Source organism: Gemmata algarum, from assembly GCF_034097035.1.
In the GTDB taxonomy this organism is placed as follows: Bacteria; Planctomycetota; Planctomycetia; order Gemmatales; family Gemmataceae; genus Gemmata; species Gemmata algarum.
The window spans coordinates 1-15,822 of sequence record NZ_JAXBLV010000011.1; the positions used below are offsets into that span (position 1 = coordinate 1).

General features: G+C 62.0%; 10 protein-coding genes, 5 tRNA genes and 1 pseudogene. 14 read left to right on the top strand and 2 right to left on the bottom strand.

Translation table 11 applies throughout. The features are described from left to right. Nucleotides 1–747 precede the first annotated feature (747 nt). Nucleotides 748–963: a hypothetical protein gene (locus tag R5W23_RS02510; protein WP_320684965.1), complete on the bottom strand. Its 216-nt coding sequence runs from the start codon at nt 961–963 to the stop codon at nt 748–750. A 156-nt stretch (nt 964–1,119) separates the two neighbouring features. Between R5W23_RS02510 and R5W23_RS32495 the strand changes: the two are divergent. Beyond that, nucleotides 1,120–2,337 (top strand): annotated as a pseudogene (locus R5W23_RS32495) (DEAD/DEAH box helicase). A 489-nt stretch (nt 2,338–2,826) separates the two neighbouring features. Here R5W23_RS32495 and R5W23_RS02525 read toward each other — a convergent pair. After that, nucleotides 2,827–4,044, bottom strand: coding sequence for a tyrosine-type recombinase/integrase (locus tag R5W23_RS02525; RefSeq protein WP_320684968.1), 1,218 nt, complete (start codon nt 4,042–4,044; stop codon nt 2,827–2,829). 158 nt (nt 4,045–4,202) lie between these two features. Here R5W23_RS02525 and R5W23_RS02530 point away from each other — a divergent pair. From R5W23_RS02530 to rpoB, 13 genes are all read left to right on the top strand, one after another. Further along, nucleotides 4,203–4,274, top strand: a tRNA-Thr gene (locus R5W23_RS02530). Between the two features lie 73 nt (nt 4,275–4,347). Then, a tRNA-Tyr gene (locus R5W23_RS02535) sits at nt 4,348–4,430 on the top strand. A gap of 77 nt (nt 4,431–4,507) precedes the next feature. Beyond that, nucleotides 4,508–4,579 (top strand) — tRNA-Gly (locus R5W23_RS02540). A gap of 137 nt (nt 4,580–4,716) precedes the next feature. Then, a tRNA-Thr gene (locus R5W23_RS02545) sits at nt 4,717–4,789 on the top strand. Nucleotides 4,790–4,947: 158 nt separating this feature from the next. Beyond that, complete coding sequence (tuf, locus tag R5W23_RS02550) at nt 4,948–6,252, top strand: elongation factor Tu (RefSeq protein WP_261186546.1); 1,305 nt, start codon at nt 4,948–4,950, stop codon at nt 6,250–6,252. Between the two features lie 95 nt (nt 6,253–6,347). After that, a tRNA-Trp gene (locus tag R5W23_RS02555) sits at nt 6,348–6,419 on the top strand. 255 nt (nt 6,420–6,674) lie between these two features. Next, nucleotides 6,675–7,649, top strand: coding sequence for a preprotein translocase subunit SecE (gene secE, locus R5W23_RS02560; RefSeq protein ID WP_320684969.1), 975 nt, complete (start codon nt 6,675–6,677; stop codon nt 7,647–7,649). A gap of 38 nt (nt 7,650–7,687) precedes the next feature. Further along, on the top strand, nt 7,688–8,551 hold the full coding sequence (gene nusG / locus R5W23_RS02565) for a transcription termination/antitermination protein NusG (protein ID WP_320684970.1): 864 nt from the start codon (nt 7,688–7,690) through the stop codon (nt 8,549–8,551). A 148-nt stretch (nt 8,552–8,699) separates the two neighbouring features. Beyond that, nucleotides 8,700–9,167: a 50S ribosomal protein L11 gene (gene rplK, locus R5W23_RS02570; protein WP_320684971.1), complete on the top strand. Its 468-nt coding sequence runs from the start codon at nt 8,700–8,702 to the stop codon at nt 9,165–9,167. A 183-nt stretch (nt 9,168–9,350) separates the two neighbouring features. Then, a complete protein-coding gene (rplA, locus tag R5W23_RS02575) occupies nt 9,351–10,220 on the top strand; it encodes a 50S ribosomal protein L1 (RefSeq protein WP_320684973.1) in 870 nt (289 codons plus the stop codon). Between the two features lie 109 nt (nt 10,221–10,329). Then, a complete protein-coding gene (gene rplJ / locus R5W23_RS02580) occupies nt 10,330–10,881 on the top strand; it encodes a 50S ribosomal protein L10 (protein ID WP_261186542.1) in 552 nt (183 codons plus the stop codon). A 120-nt stretch (nt 10,882–11,001) separates the two neighbouring features. After that, a complete protein-coding gene (gene rplL / locus R5W23_RS02585) occupies nt 11,002–11,400 on the top strand; it encodes a 50S ribosomal protein L7/L12 (protein WP_320684972.1) in 399 nt (132 codons plus the stop codon). Between the two features lie 548 nt (nt 11,401–11,948). Continuing rightward, nucleotides 11,949–15,713 (top strand): DNA-directed RNA polymerase subunit beta, encoded by a 3,765-nt coding sequence (gene rpoB, locus R5W23_RS02590; RefSeq protein ID WP_261186540.1) that lies wholly within the window; start codon nt 11,949–11,951, stop codon nt 15,711–15,713. The last annotated feature ends 109 nt before the right edge of the window (nt 15,714–15,822 follow it).

Genomic DNA, 15,822 nt, shown 5'->3' on the forward strand with positions numbered 1-15,822 from the left:
ACAAGCCGCAGAAGGCAACTGCGAAGAAAAAGTAAGCTGCGGAAACGGCAAAAGAGCCCCGAAGCGCTTTCGCGCCTCGGGGCTTTCGTGTCTTTCCGCCTTCAATGCCTCCCCCTGCCTTGCTCGCCGTCGCCCGTCGGGGTGTAGCATCGCGGGGTTCGCAAGAACACGCCCCGCGATGCGGAACCCCCAGAGGCCGGGGGCGAGCGGCTCGGGGCTGCCTGCCTTTCACGGCACGCTTGAGGTCGGAGGGGGCAGCGGAGCGGGGTTCCGCGGCCTCAGAACGGTATGGTGACGACCGGGACGCACCGCTCGTACCCCGGCGGGCACGCGCACGCGGTGGTCAGCAGCAACATTGCGAGCGCCAGCACGCGGCTCACGGCCATCTGCTCCACTGCGCCCACCCCGTGCCCGCGATGATCAGCGCGAGGCCGACGGCGATGGTGGCGATGGCAACCGGGTACAGTCCGGCCATGTGAGGGAGCGGCAGTCCGCGGGCGGGCGGCTCTCGCTCGGCGGGTTCAGGCTGACGAACCGCAACCACCCCTTCTCCCCCGCGCACGCGGTCAGAAACAAGGCGCAGATGAGCGGCCACTTCAGCTTCCGCACTGCTTCTCGATCACTCGCTGCTGCACGCCGATGCGGTCGAAGTAGTCCTTCGCTTCCGGCGGCGGGTTCAGCGTCTTCAGCCACGCTTTCGTCACGGCGTCAGCCCTGACCGGTTCCGGGCAGAAACCCGGCCGCGGGCTACAACTGATCGACAGTGCCGCTCCAATCAGCAGGGCGAGGTTTCGCGTACTCTTCCGCTTCATGCTCTTTAAACTCCTTTCCCTTTTCTGCCAGTTCGGCCTCTAGGTCCTTGCGCACCCGTGACCGCTCGACGGTCCACTTCCAGACGCCGAAGCCGCCCCCGCCCGCGAGCGCGAGGCTGAGGAGCCACCAGATGATGGTTTCTTTCTGCAACGGTTAGTAGGGTGCTCCGGCCGGCGGTGCTGTGAGCGCTCCACACACCCGGGAGAGAAGTGCAGTAACTTCTTCCTCTGTTTTACGTTGTTGAGCGGTGCTAGACCCGCAAGTTCCTTCAACACTTGTCGGGTAGGTACCATACACGGAACGCCCATGGACATCTTCGATTTCCGCGGCAAGCTGATCGGCGACTACGCCGGGTACACCCGCAGCTTTTTGGCGGTCCGCGAACCGCGCCTCCGGAGGTTCGTCAACGAGCAACTCGACGCGGGTGTTCTTTGGCCGGAGCCGCTGATCCAGCTCAACCCGTCCTTCGAGGCCGGCGGCGACATCGACGAGCTGGCGGCCACCGGCGTGCTGCACCCCGAGTGCTGCCACGTATTTCGGATCAAGTCCGATGCGGACCAGCAGGGCCGCGCGCTGAAACTGCACCGCCACCAGTCTGAGGCGATTCGCGTGGCCCGGACCGGGTTCCCTTACGTGCTCACGACGGGGACCGGGTCGGGCAAAAGCCTGTCCTGCATTGTGCCGATCGTCGACCACGTGCTGCGGCAGGGCACCGGAAAGGGCATTCGAGCGGTCGTCGTGTACCCGATGAACGCCCTGGCCAACAGCCAGCTCGGCGAACTCGACAAGTTCCTCGGGCTGGGCTACCCGGACAAGAAAGGCCCGGTCACGTTCGCGCGATACACCGGCCAGGAGAAGCCGGAGGAGCGGTAGCGAATCCTGTCCCGACCGCCCGACATCCTGCTCACCAACTACGTCATGTTGGAGCTGATTCTCACCCGCCCGCGCGACCGGCAGCTGGTACGCGCGGCACAGGGGCTTCAGTTCTTGGTGTTCGACGAACTGCACACCTATCGCGGGCGCCAAGGGGCCGATGTCGCGATGCTCATTCGCCGGGTGCGAGAGGCCATGTCGGCCCCGAGTCTCCAATGCGTGGGAACGTCGGCAACCCTGAGCACCGACGGCGAACTGATCGACCAGCAGCGCCGGGTGGCCGAGGTCGCGGGCCAACTGTTCGGGACCGAGGTCCGGCCCGAACACGTCATCGGGGAAACGCTACGGCGCGTCACCCCTGTTCCCGACCCGACCTCGCCAGAATTCAAATCCGCGCTGGCTGATCGCGTCCGGAACGAGGGCCGCGATGCCCCGGCCGACTTTGCCGGGTTCACGGCCGACCCGCTCTCTGCGTGGATCGAATCGACGTTCGGTGTCACAACGGCTTCCGGTGGGTCGCGTCTGGTGCGGGTCCGTCCCTCCGCCACCCGCACGTCGATTGCCCGAGCACGCTGCAAAAAATCGTCGAGCATCCTGAACACAACCGGGCTGTCAATCTCAGATTTGCTGTTGACAGCAACTTCCAGTTGAAGCGTGACATCAATGAAGAGTTCTTCCAGCGGGTTTGACTCTTGGCGTGAATAAGTTGTGTTCAGTTGCTCTACTAGTTCATCAATACCCTCCGGATAGGTTTGGTTTAGCTGATTGACCAATTTTTCGATGTCCGAGGGCGTAGGGACGGATGGGAGCGGAGGGGGCAAAGGAGCCGGGGCGACGAAACGCGTTGGTGGAGGGAGTGGGTTGCCTGATGCTGTGGACATGAGCATCCCCGCGCCAAGTTACTGCAGCCCCGGTTGGTGCGACAGAGCCCGAGTTTTGCAGTGCCAACCGGTGCCTTCCGGCAATGGTCAATCGCCGACGCACACTACTATTGACCCTGCGAATTGATGTGTCTGCGGTTGGCCGGCCTGATGGGCCAGGGGTTCGTTTCGACCCATCGTGCATCTGGCTTCCCCGGTGTGGCCGGGAAAGCCGGATGCTTCCGCCGAACGAACCTATTCGTTATGGCCGGATCAGCGCTCATGCGGCCGGTTCCTCTTCCTTCACCTCGAACACCCACTTCCGCACGTGGTCGCTGACGGCCCGAAGCCGCTCGTCACTGATGCGCTCGCGGTACTGGCTGGCCATGTCGTCGCGGGCATGGCCCATGATGTGATCCACTGCGACTTGGTCCTTCGCTTCCCCGCCGATCGTCTCGAACGTGTGACGGAGGGCGTAGAAGTTGCGTTTGCCCCCGATACCCAGTGCATTCAGCAGCTTCCGCATCTCGTTGCTGATGGGGGTATCACTGGAGTCCTTGTGCCAGCTGCCGCCGAAACGGGTGAGGAACACTAACTCGGCATCGGCCGGGTCGGTAGGCTCCGGCCGCTCGGCCAATGTGGCGCGAATGGCCGCGACGGTCTCCGGCCACAGCGGGCACCGGCGGGTGATCCCGGTCTTGGGTCGGTGGTAGTTCACGAACCCGCCGTCCAGGTCGAGCGCCGGGCGGGGCAGGGTGCCACAGTCGGCGTTACCGAAGCCGCAGTTCACCCCGAGCAGGATCATGGCTTTGAGCACCGCGCTCGGCCGCACCTCGATCGTCTTCCCGTTGCGCTCAACCGTGGACCCGTTTAACAGCGCACGGAGTTCAGCGGGCTCGAACATCTGCGGCCCCTTCTTGGCCCGGTTCAGTCGGATCGTCTTCTTCGTGGGCCGGTCGAATCCGGGGCCGAACCGCATTGGGGTGGCAATCAGCTCGGTCTCGAGCGCATACTTGAACACGCTGCGGACTTGTTGAATGAAGTTGCGCACGCGGACAGGACCCCAGTTCCGGGCCATGTGCTTCCGCAGGTCGGCGAAGTCGTCAGGGCGTAGGTCCGCGATGATACGGCTCTTCCCGAACCGCGTGACGATGAGTTCGGCGGTGTCGTGGTAGTTGCTCCACGTGCGCGGCGAGAGGTCGCCACGGTCGAGTTTGGCCTTCTGATGGTTCAGGTACGCGTTGCACACGTCCTTGACGGTGACACCCGCTGACACCTCACGCGGCTTGCGACCGGAGTGCAGGGCGTCTTTCTGCTCCTCGTAGCTTTTAAGAGCGTCGTCGGGGGCGTCCCACGGGCCGAAGTAGTACAGCTTTCCGCGGATCTTCTTCGCCCAGCGCTTTGTGGCATGGGGGAAAAGTGGGAACTGCGGGTGCGGCTTCTGTGGTTTCTGCGTCTTGCTGGCGAACCCGGGCGCCTTAGAATCGCTCTTAGCCATGACGGCCGCTCCAAACGGCAGTTGTGGTGGACGAGCCGAAGAGTGGTAACGACACGCTTCTGCTGTTTCCGAGACTACCGGGAGTCAGAACGGGTGTCAAAGACGAAAGTTGAGGACCCGCGGAAATGCCCGGAAGGCCAGGAAAACAAAAGGAAAGTGCTCGCGTAGCTCAGTGGTAGAGCAGCGGTTTTGTAAACCGCTGGTCGTGGGTTCAACTCCCTCCGCGAGCTTTCCGTTTGGCGAACGGCTCATACAATCAGGGTGTCGAGGTGTGCCGGGACTAAGTTGCAGGAGATGATTCACGGGTAGGTGGCAGAGCGGTCAATTGCACCAGACTGTAAATCTGGCCTCTTCGGAGTTCGGGGGTTCGAATCCCTCCCTACCCATTGGTTCGGTGGTGTTGTGAAGTGGGCTGTGCGGCTGTTGCCTGTGCTGTCTTGATTGGGTGGTCGGTCCGCGACGTGCGGGTGTAGCTCAGCGGTAGAGCTCTTGCCTTCCAAGCAAGATGTCGTGGGTTCAAATCCCATCGCCCGCTCTGGGGTTAAGGTTGTGTTGCCGAAGTGTCCTGGATACAGTAGGGTGTTAAGGAAGGAAGAGTTTTCGGAAATCGTTGTCTAAGTTGTCTGCCCTCTTCACTTTTCTGCCGGATCTTTTACCCTGTATCTGGGTACTGCTGCTGTAGCTCAGTTGGTAGAGCACCTCCTTGGTAAGGAGGAGGTCATGGGTTCAAGTCCCATCAGCAGCTCTTTCGGACGGCTGTGAGGGCGGATGGTTGCCCTCACAGCGTGTTGGTGAAAATCGATGGGGCGAGGGCAGCCAGTTTGCCTCGATGCGGGAGGCCGGCTGTTGAGGCCGTTTGAGACTCGGACAAGCACCTACGTTACTGTTGAGGAGTGAGGAGCGATGGCTAAGGGGACATTTGAGCGCACCAAGCCGCACGTCAACGTTGGGACTATCGGTCACATTGACCACGGCAAGACGACGACGACTGCGGCGATCATGGCTCGCAACGCGCACCTCAACAAGCTGAAAGAGTTTAAGACCTACGCGGAAATCGCCAAGGGTGGCATCGTCCGCGACGCGAACAAGACTGTGACGATTGCCGTGTCGCACGTCGAGTACGAGTCGAATGATCGCACCTACGGCGGTCCCGGTGACTTGCCCTATAAGGATTTGCTCGATTATCCTGGGATGGATAAGATCGACTTCTCCCAGCCGATCAAGGGTCGTCACTACGCCCACATCGACTGCCCCGGCCACGCTGACTACATCAAGAATATGATCACCGGCGCGGCCCAGATGGACTCCGCCATCCTGGTGGTTGCCGCTGACGACGGCCCGATGCCGCAGACTCGCGAGCACATCCTGCTTGCCAAGCAGGTCGGTGTCCCGAATATCGTCGTTTACCTGAACAAGTGCGATAAGGCGGACCCGGAACTCATCCCGCTGGTCGTGATGGAGCTTCGGGACCTGCTCAGCAAGTATGACTTCAAGGGCGACGATATCCCCATCGTGTTCGGTCGCTCGAAAGAGGCTCTCGAGAACCCGGGCAACGATGCCCTCGATGGGCCGAAGTCGATCGATGCGCTCATGTTTGCGCTCGACACCTACGTGCCGCTGCCGCAGCGCGAAGAAGATAAGCCGTTCCTGATGTCGATCGAAGACGTGTTCTCGATCAAGGGTCGTGGCACCGTGGCGACCGGTCGCGTCGAGCGTGGTACTGCCAAGGTTGGTGACGAAGTCGAGATCATTGGCCTCCGTAAGGACAGCGTCAAGACGGTGCTCACTGGCATCGAAATGTTCCAGAAGACCCTGGATCGCGCAATCGCCGGTGACAACGTCGGGGCTCTCCTTCGCGGTATCGAACGCGACGGCATTGAACGCGGTCAAGTGCTCGCCAAGCCGGGCAGCATCACCCCGCACACCAAGTTCGAGGCGAACATCTACGTTCTCTCGAAGGAAGAAGGCGGCCGCCACACCCCGTTCTTCAAGGGGTACAAGCCGCAGTTCTACTTCCGCACGACGGACGTGACCGGTTCGATCACCCTGCCGCCGGATGTCGAGATGTGCATGCCCGGTGACAACGTGAAGATCACCGTTGAGTTGATGGAAGGCATGCCGGTCGCGATGGATGAGGGGCTCCGCTTCGCTATCCGCGAAGGCGGCAAGACGGTCGGTTCCGGTGTTGTGACCAAGATCATTTCGTAGTTTGGTGCCGGGGTGGGAGTCAGGGTCAAAACTTTGGCGAGAGTTGTTGAGGCTCGCGTCCTTTTGTGTTGACGCTAGATTTCTGGCCCTGGGCTACGAGCGTAGCTCAACGGTAGAGCAACGGTTTCCAAAACCGTCGGTTGGGGGTTCAAATCCCTCCGCTCGTGCTGTAGCGGGTCCGTTGGCTGTTGATGGCCGAAGGGTGTCGGCGCTTATTGGGTTTGCGTGGCACCAGAACAGTCGTCGAGTTTCAACCGGCCGCCGCGAAGGGGAGAAATCTGTCCCTTCTCGGCGGCCGGTTGGCTCAATGCGGCCTTTCGCAGTAACTCGTTTAATTCACGCCGCTTATCGACGCGCCGTAGAAGCGCCTCAGGCGCCCGGGTCGGCGGTTGCGGCCACGACAGGGATGGAGAGGACGGAGCATGGCGACCGCCGTTGAAACCAGTTCCGCACCCAGCACCCCGGGTCAGTCGCTCAGCCTGCCCGTTGCGAGTTTGCTCGGGGCGATTTATGTTGTTGCTGCGCTGGCCGTTGCGCTTTATGTGATCCCGCTGTTCTGGTCGCAAAGCGTCTCGCCATCGATCGGCAGTCGGCCCGCGGATTACCTGATGTGGTTTGTCGCCGAAGTGGCGGCGGCGATCGGGCTTGGTTGGCTGGGGTTCAAGATCGCTGGTGCTGCACCGAAGGGGATGCACGCCGGTATTTTTCTTGTCATCTCTGCTGTTATTACGATTTTTTTTGTTGCCCGCGCGTTCGCTATGAACATCGAAGGGCCGGCCGGTATGGTCGTGAGTGGTGTTGTGGCCCTTGCTCTGGCCTTCGGGGTGGTGAAGTTGATCACCGGGGTGGCCGGGCGGAAGTGGCTGGTGGCGATTGAAGAGCAGGGGTGGTTCACGACGCATCAGTATAAGCGTTCGCTCGGCGTGAAAGTCCGCCGGCTCACCATTCTCGGCGTGCTCATTATTGGTGTTTCGGGCGCGTGGTCGATGTTCACGAACGGTCTGGTTGGTGAGCAACTGGTGCTGACTTTGCCGTTCGGCTGGCAACCCGTTCCGCTCATGCACGGCTTCTTGCTGACGATTGGCGCAAAGGTAGTTGTGCTCTCGCTGCTCGTTGCTGCGACATTGTGGGTGGCGCTACGGGCGGTCAATGTACCGGACTTCGCCGAGTTCCTCATCGCCACCGAGGCGGAGATGAATAAGGTGTCGTGGTCCACCCGTAAGCGGCTCGCCCAGGACACTGTTGTCGTGCTGGTCACGACCTTATTGATGACCGTGTTCCTGCTCGCGGTCGATTTGTTCTGGGGTTGGTTGCTGAGCCGACAAACGGTGGGCGTGCTGCCCGCGCGGGCCACGAACGCCGACAAAGGTGTGCAGGTCCAAGAAGCGAAGTGGTGAGCGGGTTTCCTGCGAGGCGGCCTTAAGGCCGAATCAACATGAGTGACAATGCCGCCGCCGATGCCCCAGATGATAACCAGTTGCCGGCTGTGGTTTTGGGGGCAGATTCGCCTGTTGCTGAGGCGCCCGGGTCTGTGGTTGCGGGCTTGCCTCCGGCAGGGGAGTTGCCCTCGAATGACGCGGACGGTACTGAATCGCAAGAGGGGCCTGCGGCCGGCGATCGGCCTGTCTCTTCGGATGCTGTGCTGTCCCAGGCTAGCGACGCCGAACTTGCCGAAGACTTGCCGCCCGAAAGCAAGAGGAAGTGGTACGCAATTAAAGTGCAGAGTGGCCGCGAAGACACAATCAAGGCTGCGATCCTGCGTAAGATTGCGATCGAAGGCCTGGAGGACGTGTTCGGCCAGATTATGGTGCCGATCGAGAAGGTGATCGAAAAGAAGGCCGTCAAAGTTAAAGACAAGAAGACGGGCGAGTACAACACCGTCGAGCGGAAGGTTGAGCGGAAGGTCAAGAAGTTTCAGGGTTACATCTTCGCGGAGCTCGAGTTTAACGACCGGCTCCTGTATCTCATTCGCGAGACGAGTGGGGTCGGCGATTTTCTGAAGCTCCGTCCGCGGCCGAACGATACGCCGGTGCCGGAGCCGATGAGTGACTCTGAAGTGAAGCAGATGCTCGGCGAGAAGGTCGGGCCGGAGAAGGGGCCGACCAAGGTCAAGGTGGACTTCGAGAAGGGTGATCGCGTCCGGATCAAGGAGGGGTCGTTCAAGGACTCCGAAGGGGACGTGAAAGAGGTGATCCTCCCGAAGGATCCCACTGATCCGCCGAAGGTTATTGTCACCGTGACGTTCTGGGGCCGGCCGCTCGATGTTGAGTTGGAATATTGGCAGGTGGCTAAAGCGTAAGCTGTGAGTTGTCTTGCGACACAACTGCCTCCTCCGGTAACTGCCGTGTTACTGGAGGAGGCAGTTGTGTTGTAAATCCTGTGGCCGCGGCGCGGCTTTCGACTAAAATACACGTTTTGAAAAAGATCAATCCGGCTCAGGTGCAGAAATGGCGAAGCAGGTAACCGCGCAGGTTAAACTCCAGTGCCCGGGTGGCTCGGCAACGCCCGCCCCGCCGGTCGGTCCGGCTCTCGGTGCTCACGGTGTGAACATCGGTATGTTCGTGAAGCAGTTCAACGACAAGACCAATAAGCCCGAGATGAAGGGCTTGATGCTGCCGGTCGTCATTACTGTTTACTCGGACAAAAGCTTCGAGTTCAAAATCAAGAGCCCGCCCGCGGCCATCTTGCTGAAGCTGGCGGCCAAAATTCCGCACGCGAAGAAGGCCGGTAAGGAAGTGATTCCCGCCGACGCCAAAAAGCAGGGCAAATACAAGAACCACAGCGTCACCAAGAAGCAAGTGCGCGATATCGCTGCCCAGAAGCAGGCGGACCTGAACGCGCGTGATGTTGATCACGCGATGCGGATCATTGAGGGGACGGCTCGCAGTATGGGGCTGACCGTGATTGAGGGCTGAGTTTACGTGCGTTTTTGGTCTGTCAAATGTGGGTGAAAAACGCGTGCGGGCTTCTTGTCGGCACGCGTTTGGTGTTGTAATTGATATCTTCTCATACCGCCGTGGTTCTTTGATCACGTGGCGGGAGGGGCTGTAACTGTGGCTGATGCTACGGTGATCCCCGTTAACGAGAGAAAAGAGATTATGGCTAACGAGAATGAGCCCGTCGCGGCGGGTGCTGAAGCGAATTCCGCCGCGACAGCGGCGCCGTCCGCCGATGCGCCGACGCCCGCTCCGTCTGAGGGCGCTGAGAAGAAGGTGGCTGAGGCCGAGTTGCCGCAGGCTAAGAAGAACAAGAAGCCTGGCGTTGCTCCCCGTCGCGGGAAGAAGCTTCGCAATCACTTGAATAACGTCAAAAAGAAGCTCGAAGACGCGGGCTCTATCTCGGTTAAGCAAGCCGTCGCCGAGTTGAAGAAGTTGAAGCGTGCGAAGTTCGACGAGACTGTCGAGTTGCACATCAACCTCGGTATCGACCCGACCCAGTCGGACCAAATGGTTCGCGGTGCGATTCCCCTGCCGCACGGGATCGGCAAGAGCGTCCGCGTTGCGGTGTTCTGTTCTGGTGACGATGTCGCCAAGGCAAAAGCGGCCGGCGCGGACGTGGTGGGTGGGGCGGATCTTGTTGAGAAGGTCCAGAAAGAGAACTTCCTCGAGTTCGATGTGGTGCTCGCGGCGCAGGCCATGATGGGCCAGGTGTCCCGCCTCGGTAAGGTGCTCGGCCCCCGCGGCCTGATGCCCACTCCGAAGGCCGGGACTGTGGTGCCCGCGACCGGCGATCTCGCTCAAGTCGTGCGGGAGTTCAAGGCCGGTAAGGTGGAGTACCGTACCGACAAGACGGGCCAAATCCACGCTGGTGTCGGCAAGTTGAGCTTCGATGAGCAGAAGCTCGTTGAAAACATTACGACATTCGTTGAGCAGATTCGCTCTGTGAAGCCGTCGGGCGTCAAGGGCAACTTCATCAACGGTGTTGTGTTGTCGGCTACCATGTCGCCGGGCATCCGGTTGTCGATCTAATAATTGGTGTTTCGTGTTTTGTGATCGACCCTTTGTTTGCCGCTCACGGGTGCGGGCGAGCGGGGCGGTCGCGAGACACTGAGCACAAGGCGCCAAACACGAGACACCAATGAGCAAGAAGATCAAGGAGTTGGAGCTGAATAGCCTCCGCAAAACCTTCCAAGGTGTGCGGGACTTCGTTCTGCTGGAGCCGCTGAAGTTGGATTCTGCGGCCGATTACACGCTTCGCAAGAGCCTTCGTGAGAAGAAGGTTCGCGTGAAGATGGTTAAGAACAGCTTTGTGCGGAAGGTGTTCAGCGAGAACGGCATGAAGGTGGAAACGGGCTCCGGCCCGACCCTTCTGTGCTGGGGCGGCGACAGTGCCAAGGCTCTTGGGACCGCGGTGGAGGCCGCCCTCAAGTTGCTCCGCCCGGACCCCAAGGTTCCCGAGAAGGTTAAAGAGAAGACTGGTATCGCCGACGGCGAGATCATGACCCTGGCGCAGCTCGCCAAGGTTCCGACTAAGCAGGAGGCGATCGGTGAGGTCGTCGCTGCGATTCTCGCGCCGGGTGCTGACTTGGCCGCCGCCCTGGCCGGACCTGGGTCGCAACTCGCCGGAATTCTCAAGGCAATCGAAGAGAAGCAGGGCGAAGGGGCTGCGGCTCCTGCTGCCGCTGGCTGAACTTCGTTAGGGTTCTAATCGTCTATTCAAGCCCGAGAGTGTCTTGGGCTTTAACCTGACCAGCTATTACGCAACTAGCCGGACTGCTTCACCCGGCGCATTTACCAAAGGATCGAAGTCATGGCCTCCGTTCAAGAACTCGGTGACGCTCTCGCTGGCCTTACCCTCGTTCAGGCTGTTGAGCTCAAGGCTTACCTCAAGGACAAGTATCAGATCGAACCGGCCGCCGGCGGCGTTATGATGGCGCCGCAAAATAATGCGGGCGGCGGTGGCGGTGGCGGTGCTGAAAAGGCTCCTGAGCCGACCGAGTTCAACGTGATCCTCGATAGCTTCACCGATAAGGTGAAGACCATCAAGGTCGTGCGTGAAATCACCGGCCAGGGCCTCGGCGAAGCCAAGGCCACCGTTGAGGGGGCGCCGAAGCCGATCAAGGAAGGCGTGGACAAGAAGACTGCTGAAGATGTCAAGAAGAAGCTCGAAGAGACCGGCGCGAAGGTGACCATCAAGCCGGCTGGCTAAGTTGCTCCGCGAATGCCCAATCGGTGACGGTTGGGTGTTCTTGGCAGGATGCAAAAAAAATGCCCAGGTGGGGTGACTTTTCCACCCCGCCTGGGTATTATTGTCGTATGGCGTGTTGTCGCGCCACGCCCTGTTACGGCCTGTTACGACCCCTGTTCTCTCTTCACTTGCTATTCGTCGCTTCCGGTGCGGCCTGCGGGCACGGCCGGGGATTGAGATGTGAGTGGGGGAGGCGGTTCCGCGTAGCCAGTGGTGACAATGTATACGACCCACTCGCTCCGATGTGTCGTACCTCTTCGATTCAACACCATGCCTATGACCGTTGACGTCCCCGCTGCGAACCAGGCGCCTCGTGTGCCGGGTCTGTGTGGGGGAGTCGTGTTCCGCGAACCGCTCTTCGGTACGCGTTCTTCGCGTGCGGTTGCGGCGGGGGCCGCCTTCCCCGCTCTTCAATAACGCTCGTTGCTCACCGACGCAAGCCCCGTTGCCGCATTGGCAACGGCGTGCATGATGCGTCGCGCTCGTGTTTTTCTGGTAAGGAGCGACCGATGCCGATCCCGGCTCAGCGAATCATCGTCCCGACCGTGAACCGCGACTTCGGCCGCTTCGGCGACGCCGTGGAAGTGCCGGACCTCACGGACGTGCAAACCCGGTCCTACGACCGTTTCTTGCAGCTCGACGCGAGCTACGACAAGCGCACGCATACCGGTCTCGAAGGGGTGCTCCAAGAGATCTTCCCGATCGAGAGCTACGACAAGCGAATCAAGTTGGAGTACCTCCGCTACGAGCTGGGCAAGCCGCGGTACGACCCGGACGAGTGCCGCCAGCTCCGCCTCACCTACGGGCGGCCGTTCCGCGTGTGGCTGCGCCTGCGGAAGACCGAAGGCGAGCCCGTCGAGGAAGAGGTCTACCTCGGCGACATGCCGATCATGATCGGCGGCGGCGAGTTCATTATTAACGGCGCCGAGCGCGTCGTCGTATCTCAGTTGCACCGCTCGCCGGGCGTGGACTTCGTCGTCACCCGCGAGGCCGACAAGGACCTGCACTCCTGCCGCATCATCCCCGAGCGCGGCTCGTGGATCGAGATCAACGCCACCAAGAAGGACACGCTTGGCGTCCGCATCGACCAGAGCGGCAAGTTCTCCGCCGTCACGCTGCTCCGCGCGATGGACCCGATGTACTCCAGCACGGAGAGCATCCTCAAGGAGTTCTTCGGCGGGGCCATCGAGTCGGTCGCCGTGTCGGTCGCCGGGTCGCGGCTGAAGCTCGTCGGCGACCCGGAAGCGAACCAGATGCCGTGCATCGCGGTCGAGGACGTGATCGACCCGGAGACGGGCGAGGTGTACCTCGACGCCGGCAAGCCGTTCACGTCGGACAAGTACGACCGCGTCGCGTCGTCGATGGTCAAGACGGTCCTGGTGATGCCGTACCCTAAGGACCCGATCATCCTCAACGCGATCCACGAGGACGTGGGAACGGCGGGCGACTCGAAGGACTCGCACGAGGGCGCGCTGCTCAAGATCTACCAGCGGCTCCGCCCCGGCAACCCGCCGCAGCTCGAGAAGGCCAAGGAGCTGTTCAAGGAGAAGTTCCTGGACCCGAACCGGTACCGGCTGGGCCGGGTGGGCCGGTTCCGCATCAACCGGAAGTTCGACCAGACGGTGGCGGAAACGGAGATGACGCTCCGCAGCGTCGACTTCGTGAACTCGGTGAAGTACCTGCTCGACCTGCGGGCCGGTAAAGGGCACGTTGACGACATCGACCACCTGGGCAACCGGCGTCTGCGCACCATCGACGAACTGGCCGCCGACGAACTGCGCAAGGGGTTCCTGAAGCTCCGCCGCACCGTGCAGGAGCGGATGGCGATCCGCGACCAGCAGGACATGAACCCGCGCACGCTCATCAACCCGAAGAGCGTGAGTGCGGCGATCGAGTACTTCTTCGGCCGGTCCGAGCTGTCACAGGTCGTGGACCAGACGAACCCGCTGGCCCAGCTCACGCACGAGCGGCGGCTGTCGGCCCTCGGGCCGGGCGGTCTCAACCGGAAGCGCGCGGGCTTCGAGGTCCGCGACGTTCACATCTCGCACTACGGCCGCATCTGCCCGATCGAGACGCCGGAAGGGACGAACATCGGCCTCATCTCGTCGCTCTCGATCTACTCGGAGATCGACGAGTACGGGTTCCTCATCACCCCGTACAAGAAGGTGGCCGGCAAGACCCTGACGGACGAGGTGGTGCGCCTCCGCGCCGACGAGGAGTCGAACGCGGTGCTGGTGCCCGCCGACACGCCGTTCGAGGGCAACAAGATCGCCACCCCGAACGTCAGCGGCCGCCAGAGCGGCGAGCTGATGCTGATCCCGGCCGAGAAGGTGCAGTACATCGACGTGTCGCCCAAGCAGATGGTCGGCGTGTCGGCGGGGCTGATCCCGTTCCTCGAGCACGACGACGCGAACCGCGCGCTGATGGGCTCGAACATGCAGCGCCAGGCGGTGCCGCTGCTCATCCCCGAGCCACCGCTGGTCGCGACCGGCCTCGAGGTGGACGTGGCGAAGCACTCCGGGATGCTCGTCCGCGCCCAAGAAGAGGGCACGGTGGTGTTCGTGGACGCCGAGCGCATCCGGCTCGAGGAGAAGGACAAGATCGTCCGCGAGTACGTGCTCCGCAAGTACCACGGGCTCAACGAGCGCACGTGCCTCAACCAGAAGCCCATCGTGCGGATGGGGCAGAAGGTCAAGAAGGGCGAGATCATCGCGGACGGCGCCGCCACCAAGAACGGCGAGCTCGCGCTCGGGCGCAACGTGCTGGTCGCGTTCATGTCCTGGGAGGGGTACAACTTCGAGGACGCGATCATCATCAGCGAGCGGCTGGTGAAGAACGACACGTACACGTCGATCCACATCGAAGAGTTCGACATCGAGATCCGCGAGACGAAGCTCGGCAAGGAGGAGTTCACCCGCGACATCCCGAACGTGTCGCCGAAGGCGCTGGCGAACCTCGACGAGCACGGCGTGGTCCAGATCGGGACGTACGTGCGGCCCGGGGACATCCTCGTGGGCAAGGTGTCGCCCAAGTCGCGGTCGGAGCTGACCCCGGAAGAGAAGCTCCTGCACGCGATCTTCGGGCGGGCGGGCGAGGACGTGAAGAACGACTCGCTCGAGGTGCAGTCGGGCACCGAGGGGATCGTCATCGCGGCGCACCGGTTCAGCCGCCGGGCGCACATGAGCGAGGACGAGAAGAAGCAAATCGACAAGGACCGTAAGGACATCGAGAGCACCTACAACCGGCGCATCGCGGAGCAGTTCCGCGAGTTCGTCAAGGCGCTGGAAGACGTGCTCGACAAGAAGGAGCTGAAGGACCCGAACACCGGCAAGCAGCTCGCGAGCGACAAGGACGACAAGGTCGTCGCGGAGCAGGCCAAGGAGTTCAAGCTCGACAAGCTCGACATCCGGAGCCCCGACAGCCTCAAGAAGGCGCAGAAGATCCACCACCGGCACTGGGAGCGGATCCAGTTCTTCATCGACGAGCAGGAGCGCAAGCTCAACTCGCTCAACCGCGGGGACGAGCTGCCGTCGGGCGTGCAGCAGATGGTGAAGGTGTACGTCGCGACCAAGCGGGTCATCTCCGTCGGCGACAAGATGGCCGGCCGGCACGGGAACAAGGGGGTCATCTCGAAGGTGCTGCCCGAGGAGGACATGCCGTTCCTCAAGGACGGCACCCCGGTGGACATCCTGCTGAACCCGCTCGGCGTGCCGTCGCGTATGAACGTGGGCCAGATCCTCGAGACCCACCTCGGGTACGCCGCGGCGAAGCTCGGGTTCAAGGCCGTCACCCCCGTGTTCGACGGGGCGACCGAGGAGGAGATCCGGGACGCCCTCAAGGAGGCCGGCATCCCCGAGACCGGGAAGAGCGTGCTGTACGACGGGCGCACCGGCGAGGCGTTCGACCAGCCGGTGACGGTCGGGTACATCTACATGCTCAAGCTGCACCACCTGGTCGACGACAAGGTGCATGCCCGCGCCACCGGCCCGTACTCCCTCATCACCCAGCAGCCGCTGGGCGGCAAGGCCCGGTTCGGCGGTCAGCGGTTCGGCGAGATGGAGGTGTGGGCGCTGGAGGCGTACGGCGCCGCGTACATCCTGCAAGAGCTGCTCACGGTGAAGAGCGACGACGTGGAAGGCCGCACCAAGATCTACGAGAGCATGGTGAAGGGCGAGAACACGCTGGAGGCCGGCACGCCCGCCAGCTTCGACGTGCTCACGCACGAGATCCGCGGCCTGGGCCTCAACATGTGCCTTGAGAAGAAGCGGGTGTGAGATTGGCGACTGCCGGTTGTTCGATCTGAGACCGATCAGAGCCGCGCCCCCCCCCCCCCCCCCCGGGCGGGGGCCCCCCCCCCCCCCCCCCCCCACCCCCCCAACAAAA